Below are 16,584 nucleotides of genomic sequence, written 5' to 3' on the forward strand. Positions count from 1 at the left end.
GCTGCCCAGGTTGCGCAGGCACGCCTTGATGCCGCCAAACAGACCGTTTCCGCCGGAGAGGCAGACATCAAGGTCGTGGACGCGCAGATTGACGACATCAATCTGAAACTGACGCGCACGGGTGTGAAGACCCCCGTCACCGGCATCGTTTCCGCCAAGAATGCCAAGGTCGGCGCCATCGCCAGCGGTGCGGGAAACCCGCTTTTCACGATCATCAAGGACGGCGCGATCGAGCTTGTCGCCGATCTTTCCGAGACCGACATCCAGCGGGTGAAGGCCGGCCAGAAAGCTTTCTTGACGGTTGCCGGCGGAGCCAAAAAAATTGAGGGCAAGGTGCGTCTCGTTTCGCCGACCGTCGATCCGGCCACGCGCCTTGGTTCCGTGCATGTTGTGCTGCCGACGGACAGCCCGGCACGGTCGGGCATGTATGCCAGCGCGGAGATCATCGTAAAAGAGACGAACGCGCTTGCCCTGCCGCTTTCGGCCGTCACCTCCGGGCGTGAAGGCTCGACCACCCGCAAGGTGGAAGGCGACATCGTCAAGCAGGTGAAGATCGAGACCGGCATTGAAGACAGCGGTTTCATCGAGATTGTCAGCGGACTTGCCGCTGGTGACAAGGTTGTCGAGAAAGCTGGAGCATTCGTGCGTGATGGTGACCGGATAAGACCGGTGGAAGCCCAGACGGCTGCGTCCAACTGACTGAGGGAATGAAATGAACTTCTCCGCATGGTCAATCCGTAACCCGATTGCGCCGCTTCTCGGCTTCGCGCTTTTGATGTTCCTCGGCATCCAGGCCTTCAACGCCCTGCCGATCACCCGTTTTCCGAATATCGACGTTCCCGTCGTTGCCGTCACCGTGACCCAGAGCGGCGCTTCGCCGTCCGAGCTGGAAATGCAGGTGACGAAGGAGATCGAAGACGCTGTCGCCGCCATTAGCGGCGTCGACGAAATCCAGTCGACCGTCACCGACGGACAATCCCTGACAACCGTCGTCTTCCGCATCGAAAAGCCGACGGAAGAGGCGGTTCAGGACGTCAAGGACGCTATCGACAAGATCCGCAGCGATCTGCCATCCGACATCGAAGTGCCTGTTGTCAGCAAGATCGACGTGGAAGGCCAGGCAATCCAGACCTTTGCCGTCTCCTCGCCGAACATGACGCTGGAAGAACTGTCCTGGTTCGTGGATGACACCATCAAGCGTTCGCTACAGGGCAAGTCCGGCATCGGCAAGGTCGACCGTTATGGCGGCGCCGACCGCGAAGTGCGCGTTTCGCTCAGCCCCGAAAAGCTCGACGCCTACGGCATCACCGCAAGCGAAGTGAACGGCCAGCTGCGCGGCACCAATATCGACCTTGGCTCCGGCCGTGGCCAGGTTGGCGGCAACGAACAGACGATCCGCACGCTGGGCGACACCCGCGATGTCACCCAGCTTGCCAACACCACCATCGCGCTCTCCAATGGCCGTTTCGTAAAGCTCGCCGAACTTGGCACCGTCACGGACACCTATGAGGAGCAGAAGTCCTTCTCGCGCTTCAACGGCAACCCCGCCGTTACCTTTGCGGTGTTCCGCTCCAAGGGCGCCAGCGAGGTTTCGGTCGCCAAAACCGTGGCCGAAAGCCTCGATCAGGTCCGCAAGGACCATCCCGACGTCGCGATCCAGATGGTCGATGACGCCGTCTACTTCACCTATGGCAACTATACGGCAGCGCTCGATACGCTGATCGAAGGCGCGGTCCTCGCCGTCATCGTGGTTCTGCTGTTCCTCAGGAACTGGCGCGCCACCCTGATTGCCGCCGTGGCCCTGCCGCTCTCCGCGATCCCGACATTCTGGATCATGGACATCATGGGCTTCTCGCTCAACCTCGTCAGCTTCCTCGCATTGACGCTCGCCACGGGTATTCTCGTGGACGACGCCATCGTGGAAATCGAGAACATCGCCCGCCACATCAAGATGGGCAAGACGCCGTATCGCGCCTCGCTGGAAGCCGCAGACGAAATCGGCCTTGCCGTCATCGCCACCAGCTTCACCATCATCGCCGTCTTCGTACCCGTGTCGTTCATGCCCGGCATTCCCGGCCAGTACTTCATCCAGTTCGGTCTGACGGTCGCCTTCTCGGTGTTCTTCTCGCTGGCGGTCGCCCGTCTCATCACGCCCTTGATGGCCGCCTATCTGATGCGCGCCGAAGACGCGATGGACGACCATGCCGACAATGACGGCTGGCTGATGAAAGCCTATACGCGCATGGTTTCCGCCACCACCTCCAAATGGTGGGCGCGTTACCTGACGCTGGTCGGCGCCATCGGCTTCCTCATTGCTTCCGTCATGCTTCTTAGCCAGGTGCCGGGCAGCTTCCTGCCGCCGGACGACGCCTCGCGCGTAACGCTTTCGGTGGAACTGCCGCCGAATGCAACGCTGGACGAGACAGACCGGACGACGACCGAAATCTTCCACGCCATCCGCGATATCAACGGTGTGGAAAGCGTCTTCATCCTCGGCGGCGCCTCGCCCAAGGGCGATCTGGAGCTTCGCCGCGCCACCGTCAACGTCATTCTCCAGCATATCGACCATTCGCTGCTGAAAACCCTTGTCAACAAGGGTCTCGGCTCGCTTCCGCTTGTCGGCCAATATCTTCCGAAGATCGAGGAAAAGGGCCGTGTCCGTCCGCAGTGGGATGTTGAGCGGGATATCTTCGCCAAGGTCCACAGCATTCCGGATGTACGCATCATCAAGCTGAACGACCGCGCGGAACGCGAACTGAGCTTCAACTTCCTCTCGTCCAACGAGAAGGATCTGAACGACGCCGTCGGCATTCTCGAAAGCCGCCTGCGCGCCTCGCCCATCCTTGCCAATGTCAGCTCGGAGGGAGCGCTTCCCCGTCCTGAACTGCAAATCCGCCCGCGCAAGGACGAGATCGCCCGCCTCGGAATCACGCCGCAGCAGATTTCGCAGACGGTGCGTGTCGCCACCATCGGTGACATCGACGCACAGTTGACGAAAATCTCGCTGGACGACCGGCAGATCCCGATCCGCGTGCAGGCATCCATCGATACCCGCCGTGACCTCGCCACCATCCGCGCGCTGAAGGTCAAGACCGCATCCGGTTCGCTGGTGCCGCTCTACAGTGTTGCCGATATCGACTATTCGGAAGGTCCAAGCTCGATCAAGCGCAACGACCGCAACCGCGTCGTCTCCATCGGCTCCGATGTACCGTTCGGCACAGCGCTCGATACGTCTACGGCGGAGTTCAAGCGGATCGTTTCGGAAACCGAACTGCCGGCAAGCGTTCGCCTTGCCGAAAGCGGTGATGCCAAGGTGCAGGGCGAAATGCAGCAGGGCTTCGTCAACGCCATGCTGCTCGGCCTGCTGTTGGTGCTGGTGGTGCTTATCCTTCTGTTCAAGGATATCATCCAGCCCTTCACCATCCTGTTCTCACTGCCACTCGCCATTGGCGGCGTGGCCGTGGCGCTCATCATCACGCAGAACGCGCTTTCGATGCCCGTTCTCATCGGCATTCTGATGCTGATGGGTATCGTGACGAAAAACGCCATCCTTCTGGTGGACTTCGCCATTGAAATGCGCCGGCACGGCATGGAACGGGTGCATGCCATGGTCGAGGCCGGCCGCAAGCGCGCCCGCCCGATCATCATGACCTCCATCGCCATGTCGGCGGGCATGTTGCCCTCGGCACTTGGCGTCGGCGAAGGCGGCTCCTTCCGCGCGCCGATGGCGATTGCGGTGATCGGTGGCATCATCGTCTCCACGGTGCTGTCCCTGATCGTGGTCCCCGCCTTCTTCCTGATCATGGATGACCTGTCGCGCCTGCTCGCCCACCTCTTCGGCCGCTTTGTCGGCAAGAAGGAAGAGGAGGAAGAGTCGCTCTCCAACGAAAAACTCTCGGAGATCGCCCGCGAAAACAGCCTGGCGCTCTCTTCGCTGGAAGCGCGCGTTGCCGGCATGGAAAAAGGCTCCGGTGAAAAATCCGGTGACAAGGGCAGCAATATATTGCGGTTGCCGCCGCTCGCTGCCGAGTGAAAGTTGAAACGCCGGGTCCAGCGCCCGGCGTTTCCTTTTGTGGTGAGTTTGCTTGGTCGCGACTGCGTTGCGGCTGGCTTCTTCTCCACGTCGGGGAGAAGAGATAGGCCGCACCTGCTCGCTCCACATTTCCCTGCTCCCCGCACAACAACGCCAAACCCATTTGATCGAAATCAATTCGCTTTTCAGGTGAACTGCTAATCTCCCTCGCATCGGGAATTGCCGGTCGAAGGATAATGCGATGAGCTCTTTTCAGATAGGCGTGAGGGAAAAGGAACATCCCCGGTTTCGTATCGCTTCGGACAACCCGGCAAAAGGTTTGAGCGGGAGCCGGATGGACGTGAACAAGACCGTAAAGCTGAGCAACAGGGACAGGAACATTCTGCTGCGCGTGCCCCTGATAGGGATTGCGGATGAAGCGGCGGCGTTGAAACTGATGGAGGCGGCAACCGTCACCAATCTCAATGCCCGCCATGTGCTCTTCAAGGAGGGCGAGGCAGCGCAATATTTCTACTGTGTGCTGTCGGGCTATGTCCGCCTCTACCGGCTGGACAGGCACGGGCGCGAGGCGGATGTGCGTGTCAGCGGTCCGGGCGATACCTTCAACGAATGTCTGATCTTTGGCAGCGACAGCTATCGTTACAGCGCGCAGGCGGCGGAAAGCTGCACGGTGGCGCGTTTCGAACTGGCAAGAATCCGCAGCCTTGTGGATCAGGAACCGGCAATCGCCAAGGCCGTGATGCGCTGCCTCTCCAACAGCCTGCTCGGCACCATGGATTGCATTGCCAACGACCGGCTGCAAACCGCGCCGCAACGCGTTGCCCATTACCTGATCAATCAGGGGCCGCGCGACGCTACGTCCTTTTCGCTGCGTCTGCCGTTCCAGAAAAGCCTGCTCGCCGGCAAGCTCGGCCTTGCACCGGAAGCGCTGTCGCGCGCTTTCTCCGCATTGAAAAAGGCGGGCGTCACCGTTCGCGGCCGCATCGTGCAGGTCAATGATGTCGCGGCGCTGAAGCAGATTTGAAGAAGTACCGGGGAGAGGAAGAGGACGGGACGCCTACGGGTATCCCGTCCTCTAATTTTTTGTCGAGCAGGATATCAGACCGGCTGCGGCATGAAGCGGAAGCGATCGCCCTCTCGCTCGACGCGGAAAAATCCGCCAAGATGGCCGCCGGAAACCAGCCAGCCGTGATCGGCAACCTGGGTCAGCGCATCGAGACGTGTCGCATAGGCAGTTTCGGAATCGATATCATAGACAAAACCGATACCCGGATCGTCCGCCTGCAACGCGCTCACATGCAGCACATCGCCCCACAATAACAGCCGGTCATCGCCATTACCGATGAGATAGCCGGTATGGCCAGGCGTATGGCCGGGCATGGCGATGGCTTCCATACCCTCGGCAATCCTGCCAGTTGGGATTGGCCGCAGCATGGCACCACAAATGTCGAGCAGCCGGTCGGCAATATCGAAGGCGCCCTGCCTCGCAGGCGGCAATCTCTTGCGTGCATCCTCGCTGGTGAAAAAGGCAAGATCGGCCTCGGGCACCCATATGTCCGCATTGGGAAAATAAGGCTGGTCGCCTTCGATAAGTCCCAGCGCATGGTCGCCGTGAATATGGGTGAGGATAACACGGCTGACATCATCAGGCTGGATCCCAGCGGCAATCATCCCCGCACGGGCATGGCCGTAGGTCGGCCCCCAGGCCGTGCCGCAACCGGTGTCTATCAGCGAAATACCATCAGGCCCTGACAGCACAAAACAGTTGACGTCCATATCCACCGTTTCGCCCTCATGCCCGGCAAGCGCCGCCGCCAGCGCATCCGCGCCCTGCCGGTGGATGAGGTGGCCGACAGGCGCCTTGTAGACACCATCGACAAAGCGGGAAACGTCACAGGAACCAAAACGGAGGGGCGTGGTCATATCTCAGAGACCGCCCTGCTCTTTCAGGAAACCGACGATGCGATCGACACCCTCGCCGCGCTTCATGTCGGTAAAGACGAAAGGCATGGCATTGCGCATGCGGGTGGCATCGCTGTCCATCACCGTCAGATCAGCGCCGACGTAAGGGGCAAGGTCTTTCTTGTTGATGACCAGCAGGTCCGAGCGGGTGATGCCCGGCCCGCCCTTGCGCGGAATTTCCTCGCCCTGACAGACGGAGATCACATAGATGGTGATATCGGCAAGATCGGGCGAGAAAGTCGCCGCAAGATTGTCGCCACCGGATTCGATGAAGACAACATCGAGATCGGGAAAGCGCGCATTGAGACCGGCAATCGCCTGCAGATTGATCGTCGCATCCTCACGGATGGCAGTATGCGGACATCCGCCCGTCTCCACTCCAACGATACGCTCGGACGGCAGCGCCTGCATGCGCACCAGCGCTTCCGCATCTTCCTTGGTGTAGATATCGTTGGTAACGACGGCGACGGAGTAATCGGCGCTCATAGCCTTGCAAAGCTTTTCCGTCAGCGCGGTCTTGCCGGAACCGACCGGCCCGCCAATGCCGACGCGCAGCGGACCGTTGCCCGATTTCATGCCCGATGTCACAACCATGTTCCCTTCAATATGCTTTGATGTTGTCCCACCATAACGCTTCGCACGACCGCTTCAAGGGCGGCAATGCTGCATTGCGGCGAGATATTCAGGAGCGGAAAAGCCGCGTTCCCTGCATCTCGTGCCGCATGGTCGCGGTGTCGGCGATAACAGTGGCGCTGCCGAGATCGTCGAGCGTGGATTGCACGGCCCGTGCCGCCATTTCGCCGATCGTCGCCTCGCTTGCGGCGAGAATGGCAACGCCGTCCTTCTGCCCCGCGACGCCAAGGCGGATACCGGCGGAGACGATCTGCGAGACACCGGCATGCAGGAATGCGGCAACCGTTTCCCGAAGCGGCACGCCATGCCCTGCCGCCACCGCACCTATGGCAACAGGATAAGGAACCTCTTTCGGCAACAGCTCAAGAACCGCGTTCGGCCAGGCGCCGGCGGCGGCAACGAAGGCATCGCCGAGGAGCACCGTCTCGCGGTAGCGCTCCGCAGAACCGGCGAGCGCGCGAGCCAGATCCGCCGCTTCACTCAGGGCGACGGCGTCCGTTCCATTACGCCAGGCATCAGCCAGAAATACCGCATCGTTCCACAGACTGCCGGAACGCAGAAGCACCTCCACCCAGCCGTAAAGACCGGCGGCATCACTGACGCGCCGGTCCTCCACCGCCTTTTCAAGGCCGCCAGAATAGGAAAAGCCGCCGACAGGAAAGGCCGGCGACATCCATGCCATGAGCCGCAGCAGCGCGGCAACGCCGCGATCTTCGCTCATGTTTCAGCCATGGTCGTGATGGTGACCATGGTCATGCCCGTGCCCGTGACCGTGGGAATGGCCGCCATGGGCGTGGTAAGCACCGCGCGCCGGCTGGAAAGGTTCTTCCACATCACGCACTGTTGCGCCAAGACCTTCCAGCATGGCGCGGATCACGTGGTCACGCAGGATGAGAATACGCTCCTCCTCGATCTGCGCCGAAAGGTGCCGGTTGCCCAGATGCCAGGCAAGCTCGATCAGGTGAAGACGGTCCTTCGCCTTGATTTCGAACAGCTTTTCGTCCGCAGCGCGAACCTCCACCAGATCACCGTTCTCCACCACCAGCAGGTCGCCATGGGCAAACAGCACGGCTTCCTTCAAATCCAACATCACCATCTCGTCATTCTGCAAATGCAGAAGTTTGCGGCGCAGATGTCGCTGGTCATGCGCGAGAGTGACATAACCTGAAGGTTCGTCGGCTGGAGTTCCGGCGGGGTGATAGGACGTGACGCGCAGCATGGGATGATCCATTTCAGAAACAGTCTTGGGGTTCCGATTGTTGACGGATAGCCCGGCCGATTTCAAGGCGTGTTTTCAGGTCGAACGCGTCTCGGAAAACGAAAAAGCCCGGCATCGCTGCCGGGCCTTGTCAAAAAAAGCAAACCGCAATCAGGCCGCAGCGCGGCTCTTCAGGTTTTCCAGAATGTTCTGCGGCGAGGAAACGCCGTAAGGGTCGGTATCGCTATTATCGCAATAGCCCTCTTCCTCGAACCACTGCTCCACCAGACCGTCATTGATGACGGCGGCGTAACGCCAGGAGCGCATGCCGAAACCGAGATTGTCCTTGGCGACCAGCATGCCCATCTTGCGGGTGAACTCGCCCGAACCGTCAGGAATGACCTTGACGTTTTCGAGGTTCTGGCCCTTTGCCCAGGCATTCATCACGAAGGCGTCGTTGACCGACAGGCAATAGATTTCATCGACGCCGAGCGCGCGGAATTCGCCCGCGAGCTTTTCGAAATCGGGAAGCTGGTAGGTCGAGCAAGTCGGCGTGAAAGCGCCGGGCAGCGAGAAGAGAACGACCTTTTTGCCCTTGAAGTAATCGTCGGAGGTCATGTCCTGCCAACGGAAAGGGTTGGGGCCACCAACGGCCTCGTCGCGAACACGCGTGCGGAAGGTAACGGCGGGCACTTTTTTGCCGAGCATGTCTTGTCTCCTGATCTGTCTTCAATTTTCTGGCGTTTTGCACGGATCGCTTGGGACCGATCCGCACGGGATTCTTTTGCCGTTTCTTTAGCGCAAGATGCGCTGCGGTGCAGCATAAAAATCGGATTACCAGACGTCAAATCAACGAAACGTCGCACCGCGGGAAGATCAATTGTGCAGCGCTACCGACCAGCGCAACAGTGGCGGCAACGGTGTCCACCAGCCGGTGCGAATGCCGGCTTGCCGCAGCATGGCGGCAGACCACGTGTTGCAGCCGGCCAGCGCATTGAACCAGCCATTCGCCTCGAAAAATCCATCCGTCAGGCTGTAGGAAGCACCGGGTATAAGCTGAACTTTGCCATCGTCCCGCAGGAAGCTCGCACGAATGCCCGCCACAAGTCGCTGATATCCCGCTTCAGAAATGCGAAGGCGCTTCACCGCGGCAAGGTCGGCGGGAAAATCCCCAGTCACATCCACATGCATCACCGACTGGTCGAGTGTCAGAGAGCGCACGACTGGCATCGGCTTCAGGTCGGCCCATGTCGGCGTCTGTATGTAAAACGACCGGCCACCCCAGCCGAACACCAGATAGGCAGCAGCCGGATGGTTGACCGCGATACCGCCCTCCTGCAATTCGGAAAATACCCGCCGCTGATCGTCATCAACAGGCAGGGCGATATCGGTATGGATCGGATTGGATAACAGCAATATCTCGCGATCCCTCACGCCGCTTGTTTCATCGGCAAAAAAGGGTCGCGGCACGACGGTGCCGAGCACAAGAAGCAGGATGATCAGCAGCAGGCCACCGCCGATCCACCTTGTGATAAATCTCAACACGAAACGCCGTCAGAACAGGAAATAACGCTGCGCCATCGGCAGCACCGTCGCCGGTTCACAGGTCAGAAGCTCGCCATCGGCGCGCACCTCATACGTTTCCGGGTCAACCTCGATATGCGGGGTCAGCGAATTGTGGATCATCGAGGCCTTGGAAATGCCGCCGCGCACGTTCTTCACCGCCATCAGCTTCTTGGCAACACCAAGACGCCCTGCAAGGCCGGCATCCAGCGACGCCTGACTGACAAATGTAACCGAGGAATTGGTGCGCAGCTTGCCATAGGCGGCAAACATCGGGCGGTAATGCATCGGCTGCGGCGTGGGAATGGAGGCATTCGGATCGCCCATCGGTGCCGCGGCGATGGAACCGCCGAGCAACACCATTTCAGGCTTCACGCCGAAGAATGCCGGGTTCCACAACACCAGATCGGCACGCTTGCCGACTTCGATGGAGCCGATCTCATGGCTGACGCCCTGCGCGATGGCCGGGTTGATGGTATATTTGGCGATGTAACGGCGGACGCGGAAATTGTCGTTTTCGCCGGTCTCTTCCTTCAGACGGCCGCGCTGGCGCTTCATCTTGTCAGCCGTCTGCCAGGTGCGAATTGCCACTTCGCCGACACGGCCCATGGCCTGGCTGTCGGAGGAAATGATCGAGAACGCGCCGATATCGTGGAGAATATCCTCCGCCGCGATGGTTTCCTTGCGGATGCGGCTTTCGGCGAACGCGATATCCTCAGGGATGGACGACGACAGGTGGTGGCACACCATCAGCATATCCAGATGTTCGGCCAGCGTATTGATGGTGTAGGGCCGCGTCGGATTGGTGGAAGACGGGATGACGTTCGGATTGCCGCAGACCTTGATGATATCAGGCGCATGGCCACCGCCTGCCCCTTCGGTGTGGAAGGCATGGATGGTGCGGCCCTTGATGGCGGCAACCGTGTCCTCCACGAAACCGCTCTCGTTCAGCGTATCGGTGTGGATCATCACCTGCACGTCATATTCGTCAGCCACCGTCAGGCAATTGTCGATGGCGGCGGGCGTCGTGCCCCAGTCCTCGTGCAACTTCAGCGATGAGGCACCGGCAAGGATCATCTCTTCCAGCGGCGCGGGCAACGAAGCATTGCCCTTGCCCGCCAATGCGAGGTTCATCGGGAAAGCATCGAAGCTCTCGATCATCCGCTCGATGTGCCACGAGCCGGTGCAGGTGGTGGCAAGCGTGCCATGCGCGGGGCCGGAACCGCCGCCCAGCATGCAGGTAACGCCGCTCATCAGCGCTTCTTCGATCTGCTGCGGGCAGATGAAGTGGATATGTGCATCCATGCCACCGGCAGTCAGAATCTTGCCTTCGCCGGCAATCGCCTCTGTCGAAGGGCCGACAATGATTGTCACGCCCGGCTGCGTATCGGGGTTGCCCGCCTTGCCGATGGCGTGGATGCGCCCGTTCTTCAGGCCCACATCCGCTTTGTAGATGCCGCTATGGTCGACGATGACGACGTTGGTGATGACGGTATCGACAGCGCCCTCGGCCCGCGTCGCCTGGCTCTGGCCCATGCCGTCGCGAATGACCTTGCCACCGCCGAATTTCACTTCCTCGCCATAGGTCGTGTAGTCCTTCTCGATCTCGATGAAGAGTTCGGTATCGGCAAGACGCACCTTGTCGCCGACGGTCGGGCCGAACATGCCGGCATAGGCGGCGCGGGAAATCTTGTAAGGCATGGGTTCAGGCTCCTTCGGACGCGGAGAAAATCGATATGGGAGAAATTCGTGTCAGCCGGCCCTCGTGTGTGAGGGCCTCTACAAGCTGTTTTTCGGCGGCAAACGGATGCCCGTTCCAGCCTTGATGACCAAAGCCCGCAATCGCCACCTCGTCATCGCCGCCGCTCACGGTCTCCAGAACATGGGCGATGGCAAGAAGCCCGGTGCTCGGGCAGACGTAAGGGGCCGGCGCATAGACCTGCAATGCGTGATCAAGCCGCTCATGCACCCCGCGCGGAATGACGAGGTGGCTCTTGCCGGTCTCTTCGGCTAATGCTGCGAAACCGGCGGTATAATCGGCACAAAAATCGGTCAGTTCGGGCCAGCGAGCGCGGATATCCGGCTCCATCTGCGAAAATTTCGCGGGATCGCGCACCGACCAGATGGCGGAAGCCTGCTGCACCCCCTCATTGTCGCGCCACGCGGCCCCTTCGCTCATCTCGCGGCCGGGCCGGCCGGTGTTGCAAACGGCCACCACATCCGTGCGGCTGCCGCCAGCGCCCAGCGAACGGCAATCGTTGAAGCGGATGACAATGTCGGAAAGGTCGATGAGATCAGCCACGCCCTGCGGCATTTCTCCGTTTCCGACAATCATGATCCGCCGCCCCATACCGTTCAGAAACCTTCGGACAACTGGCGCAATTCATCAGCGCGCTTATTGCTCATATCGGCCAGGCATGAGGAAACCAGCATCGGCTCCATCGTGCCGCCACGCGCCTGAAACCCGAAGGCATCACAATTTGCATCGCGAAACGCCACCCAGGCACGCTGGGCGGCAACCAATGCATCCACGGCACCCTTGCCGCTTTCGTCTGCCGTCTTGTCACGCTCCGCAAGCTGCTTGCGAACCTTCTGGTAGGCGGCGTTCAACTGCTTGTCGGCCTTTTCGTAATCCTTGCCGGCGCAGATGGTCATATCGGCCTGCGTTTGCGGCGAGGTGCAATCGGGCGCGTCATCGGCAAATGCGGGAGACGCCGCAAGAGACAGCAGGACAGCCGCACCGAAACAGAATTTTTTCAAAGTCACGGCCATCACTCAGGCAGCCGCGCCATCGAAAGCCTGCGGCTTCAGCGCACGCGGATCGACACCATCAAGGCAATTGGTATTCACCGCCACCATCGGCGTCCCATCCGGCCCATCGGCATAGGCAAAACTCTCAATGCCGCAGGTGGCGCAGAACAGATGATGGATCTTGTGCTTGTTGAAGAGATATTCCGTCAGCTTGTCGTCGCCGGAAAGCAGGGTGAATTTTTCGCGCGGCGCAAAGGCAAGCGTCGAGCCCAAGCGCTTGCAGCGCGAGCAATTGCACACGACCGTGTGGTCGAGATCGGCATCGACCTCGAAGCTCACGTCGCCGCATTGGCAACTTCCGTGATAATGCGCCGTCGCCATCTCATAACCTCCCCATGATCTGTTGACGAAACCCGTAAACCTCGCGCTTGCCGGAAAGCGGCACCAGCGTCACTTCCCGCTTCTGGCCGGGTTCAAAACGAACCGCAGTGCCGGCCGGAATGTCGAGACGCATGCCGCGCACCTTGTCGCGGTCGAAGACAAGACCCGCATTGGTCTCGAAGAAATGGTAATGGCTGCCCACCTGAACCGGCCGGTCACCGGTATTGGCCACCTCGATCGTCACCGTCGGCTGGCCGGCATTGAGTTCGATGGTGCCCTCTGCGGCAATGATTTCGCCTGGTTTCATGGTGCTCCCCTTTGTCTCTCTCAAGCAGCGGTGGCTGCCGCGCAGCCTTCAGCCTTCAGCACCCGTGTCGTCGATGCCGGATTGTTGACGAGTTTGGCCGCCGGGCGGATGGGCCTGCGAACCAGCTCGCCGCCGCAATTCGGGCAGGCGCCTTTGAGCACATCGGTCGCGCAATCGGCGCAAAAGGTGCATTCGAACGAGCAGATCATCGCAACCCTGCTGTCGGGGGCAAGATCACGGTCGCAGCATTCGCAATTGGGCCGAAGCTCCAGCGCCATATCGTCCCCCTCAGCGTATCGGTTCGTGAACGGTCACAAGCTTGGTGCCGTCGGGAAATGTTGCTTCCACCTGCACATCATGGATCATGTCGGCGATGCCTTCCATAACCTGATCGCGGGAAATGACATGCGCGCCGGCTTCCATCAGGTCGGCCACCGCGCGACCATCGCGGGCGCCCTCGACAACGAAATCGGTAATCAGCGCAATCGCTTCCGGGTAATTCAGCTTCACGCCACGCTCCAGCCGGCGGCGCGCCACCATGGCGGCCATGGAAATCAGCAGCTTGTCTTTTTCTCTCGGAGTAAGGTTCATCGTCGTCCCGCAGCTTTCGCACCTGCCCCGCAAAACACAGTGTTTCGGGGGCTGATCCGACTTGTTTGACAGACCCCGGAAGGTCGCCTGTCGCGGGCGATCCGGAGCTTTACAGATTCCAGACTTTCGGCACTGGCGCGCCGTTTCGCAAGAGCGAAATGATCGGAAAAAGTATTTTTCTAAGGGAGAAACCGTCGGCGGCGGACACGCGCACGACAAGCTTGCCCTGCCATTCGCTGGCGCCGCCGCTTTCCCCGGCAATAGCCCGGATTTTAGGCAAAAGCGCCTCGGCCAGAGGCCCGATATAAAGAAGCGTGGCAAAGGCCACCTGCCCGGCAAGCACCGCCGGTTTTGCAGTCAGCTCCGCCACTTCTCCCGCAAGCAACAGCTCTTCGGCATGTACCAGCCGGCCGCCATGGCGAATGCGCCATCGATCCCGGAACAGGCCATGCTGCATCGCTTCGCCCATGGCCTGACGCCCGAGCAGCACGGCTTCGACGGCGATGAATTCGGAGGTTGCGTCGAGATCGGCTTCCAGCCTGCGGGTCAGCGACGCGCGGTCGAAAAGAATGGTTTCCTGCGGCAGCCAGTGCAACCGGGCGCCCGGCCCTGCGGAAACGCGGGCGGTGACGGTGGCGGTTCCGGAGGATGCCTTGTAGACCTTCTCGCAGGCCTGCGTCGTCACCACCAGCGAGGTGCCGGCTCCGGCAACAGCCTGCCATTCCATTTCATCTCCGCCGGTCAATCCGCCGGAGGAGTTGATGAGGATGGCCTCGATCTCGTTGGAAAACGTATCCGGCAGGCGGATCTTGGCGCAACCTTCCTGGAACAATTGGTCCAGCCGGCTGCGCCCTTCGACAGCCTTGGTTACAATGCGTCCTCTGCCACGGGCGCGCTGCTGCCGGGCAGGTTCGCCGTCTTCGAGACCGGAAGGGCGGATGGCTTGCTGTTCTGGCTGCACGCGGTCTCCGAAACGGTTGCGGAAGCGGACCCGGCCTTGGCGCCGCAATCTTTTTTGACGACGGCATCCACCACCATCTGTCCTTCCGTGTTGCGGAAGAAATCCCACATTCTTTCCGCCGCATCAACCGTGCGCGTCACTTCGCCTGTGGGCATCTTGCGCTCCACGGCAGGTTCCGCCTTCGGCGTCTGCTCGCCACCCGGCTTGCGGGTAAGGACCGCCGACGCTGCCAGCACTTCCGCCTTCATGGTGGCGCGCGGCCAGGCATGGTCCCAATTGTCAATGACGTAGGACTGGATACGTGCCCCGCCCTTGCAAACGTCATAGGAATTGACGGTGAAGCTCTCGCCCGGTCTGGTTTTCGCGCCGCCCTTGCAGCCGTCCATTTCCGCCCAGCGTTTCAGCGCCGTCTCGCCGCCATATTGCCAGTAGGACTTGCCACCACCCTGATAGGGATTGGCCGGATCCTTCAGACCCGCAAAGGCGATGATCGACATTGGCCGCGCCGGCTTGCAGCTTGCCGCATCCGGTCCCCATTTGCCCTCTGTCTCCTGCGGATAACCCGCGCGCAACGATGCAACGAAGCCGGCAGCGGTGAAATCCGCGCTGCCATTGCAGATGAATTGCGACAGCATGCGCCCGCCGCCGGAATAACCGGAACCGTAAAAGCGCTCCTCATCCACGCAGAACTTGCCTTTCACCATGGCAATTGCATCGCGAATGAAGCTCACCTCATCCAGCCCGCCGGGACGGGTGGTAACACCAGGAACATTCCAGGCATGGGTGCCGGGCAATTCGCCATTGAGGCTGCCCGCCAGCGCCACCACCATCAGGCCGTCGCGCTCGGCAAGCTTGTCCCAGCCGCTGCGGTTCAACTGGCCGTGCGGATTGCTGTTGGAGCCGTGGAAATCGAACACGACAGGCACCGGTTTTTTTCCGTCATAGGCCGATGGAACGAAATAAACGCCTTCGCGTTTCTGACCACTGGAGAGAATGGAAAAATCATGCCTGCCCGGTTCCACGCCGGGTTGAGCAAGCTGACCGCAGGTCGAGGCCGACGCTGCGACACTCGCGCTCGCGCAGATCGCAAGACCCAGAAACAGGGTACGGGCGGAGCGGAACAGCCGGGCAGCCCGGCCAAGGGCAAAGTCTTGATGCATTGACACGCCTTTATTGGGCACGGTTTCCCCGACGATACGTCGGACGCGCGTGGAATGTAAGGGATCAACTGTCGCGGCGTGCGAATAGACTTCGTCTGTGTCTCGCATGCAGCATTTCCGCTGCCAATATCACAGGCGTTTATTCAAGGAAATGCTAAAATTGCGCATAAAAGCCATGCAGACACGCATAGACTTTCAAAATATTAATCGGCCGTTTGCACGCCGTGATCGGCGTGCGTGGCTACTAGTCTCGATTTATACTGTCAGATGGCGACGCGCCTCGGGCGTATCCAGCGTTTCGGCAAACCCCTCATGCACAATTTCGCCCCGGTCCATGATGTAGACATAGTCGGCAAGCTCACGGCAGAAATCCAGATATTGCTCGACCAGCAGGATCGCCATACCGGTGGAATCCCTGAGATATTTGATTGCGCGGCCGATATCCTTGATGATCGACGGCTGAATGCCTTCGGTCGGCTCGTCGAGAACGAGGATTTTCGGCCGCGTCACCAGCGCCCGGCCGATGGCGAGCTGCTGCTGCTGGCCACCGGACAGGTCGCCGCCGCGTCTGCCCAGCATGGATTGCAGCACCGGAAACAGGCTGAAAATATCGTCGGGAATGAAACGCTCCTTGCGCGGCAGCGGCGCATACCCGCTTTCAAGGTTTTCCTGCACGCTGAGCAGCGGAAAGATTTCACGCCCCTGTGGCACGTAGCCGACACCGCGCTTGGCCCGGTGGTAAGGCGCAAGCCCATCCAGTGCCGCCCCTTCAAAGCTGATCGACCCGCCACTGATGGCATGCTGGCCGGTGACCGCGCGCAACAACGAGCTTTTGCCCACGCCGTTTCGGCCGAGAACACAGGTGATCTTGCCCATCTCCGCTTTCAGCGACACGCCCCGCAGAGCCTGTGCTGCGCCATAGTGGAGGTTGATGTTTTCGACGTTCAGCATGGTGCAACTCCATTGATGCTTTGGTGGGCGGCGCTACCCCCCTCTGCCCTGCCGGGCATCTCCCCCACAAGGAGGGAGATCGATTCGCGGCTA

At 60.5% G+C, this 16,584-nt stretch carries 19 protein-coding genes; 3 read left to right on the forward strand and 16 right to left on the reverse strand.

The window, feature by feature from the left end:
* The 3 genes from T18_RS27830 to T18_RS21495 form a co-directional block, all read left to right on the forward strand.
* Positions 1-699 (forward strand): efflux RND transporter periplasmic adaptor subunit (locus T18_RS27830; RefSeq protein ID WP_323455249.1); only part of this gene is annotated, 699 nt, incomplete at its 5' end.
* Between the two features lie 13 nt (positions 700-712).
* On the forward strand, positions 713-4,033 hold the full coding sequence (locus T18_RS21490) for an efflux RND transporter permease subunit (protein ID WP_038491998.1): 3,321 nt from the start codon (positions 713-715) through the stop codon (positions 4,031-4,033).
* Positions 4,034-4,367: 334 nt separating this feature from the next.
* Positions 4,368-5,057 carry a Crp/Fnr family transcriptional regulator gene (locus T18_RS21495; protein ID WP_019565122.1) on the forward strand — a complete coding sequence of 230 codons (690 nt, stop codon included), beginning with the start codon at positions 4,368-4,370 and terminating at the stop codon, positions 5,055-5,057.
* A gap of 74 nt (positions 5,058-5,131) precedes the next feature.
* Here T18_RS21495 and aidB read toward each other — a convergent pair whose 3' ends face one another.
* The 16 genes from aidB to urtE all read right to left on the reverse strand — a co-directional run bounded on the left by aidB (position 5,132) and on the right by urtE (position 16,491).
* A complete protein-coding gene (gene aidB / locus T18_RS21500) occupies positions 5,132-5,956 on the reverse strand; it encodes an AidB family quorum-quenching N-acyl homoserine lactonase (protein ID WP_038492001.1) in 825 nt (274 codons plus the stop codon).
* A gap of 3 nt (positions 5,957-5,959) precedes the next feature.
* Positions 5,960-6,571 carry an urease accessory protein UreG gene (gene ureG / locus T18_RS21505; protein ID WP_013636707.1) on the reverse strand — a complete coding sequence of 204 codons (612 nt, stop codon included), beginning with the start codon at positions 6,569-6,571 and terminating at the stop codon, positions 5,960-5,962.
* 106 nt (positions 6,572-6,677) lie between these two features.
* Positions 6,678-7,349: an urease accessory protein UreF gene (locus T18_RS21510; protein ID WP_019565119.1), complete on the reverse strand. Its 672-nt coding sequence runs from the start codon at positions 7,347-7,349 to the stop codon at positions 6,678-6,680.
* Positions 7,350-7,352: 3 nt separating this feature from the next.
* Positions 7,353-7,847, reverse strand: coding sequence for an urease accessory protein UreE (gene ureE / locus T18_RS21515; RefSeq protein ID WP_038492924.1), 495 nt, complete (start codon positions 7,845-7,847; stop codon positions 7,353-7,355).
* Positions 7,848-7,997: 150 nt separating this feature from the next.
* The gene (locus T18_RS21520; RefSeq protein ID WP_013636710.1) at positions 7,998-8,534 is read right to left on the reverse strand and encodes a peroxiredoxin; all 537 of its coding nucleotides are present in this window, start codon (positions 8,532-8,534) and stop codon (positions 7,998-8,000) included.
* 168 nt (positions 8,535-8,702) lie between these two features.
* The gene (locus T18_RS21525) at positions 8,703-9,371 is read right to left on the reverse strand and encodes a TIGR02117 family protein (RefSeq protein ID WP_038492004.1); all 669 of its coding nucleotides are present in this window, start codon (positions 9,369-9,371) and stop codon (positions 8,703-8,705) included.
* Between the two features lie 9 nt (positions 9,372-9,380).
* Complete coding sequence (gene ureC / locus T18_RS21530) at positions 9,381-11,090, reverse strand: urease subunit alpha (RefSeq protein ID WP_038492007.1); 1,710 nt, start codon at positions 11,088-11,090, stop codon at positions 9,381-9,383.
* Positions 11,091-11,094: 4 nt separating this feature from the next.
* A complete protein-coding gene (locus T18_RS21535) occupies positions 11,095-11,739 on the reverse strand; it encodes a hypothetical protein (RefSeq protein ID WP_038492010.1) in 645 nt (214 codons plus the stop codon).
* 5 nt (positions 11,740-11,744) lie between these two features.
* A complete protein-coding gene (locus T18_RS21540; RefSeq protein ID WP_038492013.1) occupies positions 11,745-12,161 on the reverse strand; it encodes a lysozyme inhibitor LprI family protein in 417 nt (138 codons plus the stop codon).
* Between the two features lie 3 nt (positions 12,162-12,164).
* A complete protein-coding gene (locus tag T18_RS21545; RefSeq protein ID WP_038492016.1) occupies positions 12,165-12,521 on the reverse strand; it encodes a GFA family protein in 357 nt (118 codons plus the stop codon).
* 1 nt (position 12,522) lies between these two features.
* On the reverse strand, positions 12,523-12,828 hold the full coding sequence (locus tag T18_RS21550; RefSeq protein ID WP_003491734.1) for an urease subunit beta: 306 nt from the start codon (positions 12,826-12,828) through the stop codon (positions 12,523-12,525).
* Positions 12,829-12,848: 20 nt separating this feature from the next.
* Positions 12,849-13,106: a DUF1272 domain-containing protein gene (locus T18_RS21555; protein ID WP_003513907.1), complete on the reverse strand. Its 258-nt coding sequence runs from the start codon at positions 13,104-13,106 to the stop codon at positions 12,849-12,851.
* Positions 13,107-13,116: 10 nt separating this feature from the next.
* A complete protein-coding gene (locus T18_RS21560) occupies positions 13,117-13,419 on the reverse strand; it encodes an urease subunit gamma (RefSeq protein ID WP_003513909.1) in 303 nt (100 codons plus the stop codon).
* A gap of 109 nt (positions 13,420-13,528) precedes the next feature.
* The gene (locus T18_RS21565) at positions 13,529-14,380 is read right to left on the reverse strand and encodes an urease accessory protein UreD (protein WP_003513912.1); all 852 of its coding nucleotides are present in this window, start codon (positions 14,378-14,380) and stop codon (positions 13,529-13,531) included.
* A complete protein-coding gene (locus tag T18_RS21570) occupies positions 14,287-15,540 on the reverse strand; it encodes an alpha/beta hydrolase family esterase (RefSeq protein ID WP_038492927.1) in 1,254 nt (417 codons plus the stop codon). The genes T18_RS21565 and T18_RS21570 overlap by 94 nt, the downstream gene beginning before the upstream one ends.
* A gap of 255 nt (positions 15,541-15,795) precedes the next feature.
* Complete coding sequence (urtE, locus tag T18_RS21575) at positions 15,796-16,491, reverse strand: urea ABC transporter ATP-binding subunit UrtE (protein WP_038492022.1); 696 nt, start codon at positions 16,489-16,491, stop codon at positions 15,796-15,798.
* Between the last annotated feature and the right edge of the window lie 93 nt (positions 16,492-16,584).

Source organism: Rhizobium sp. TBD182 (assembly GCF_001950375.1).
Classification (GTDB): Bacteria; Pseudomonadota; Alphaproteobacteria; order Rhizobiales; family Rhizobiaceae; genus Agrobacterium; species Agrobacterium tumefaciens.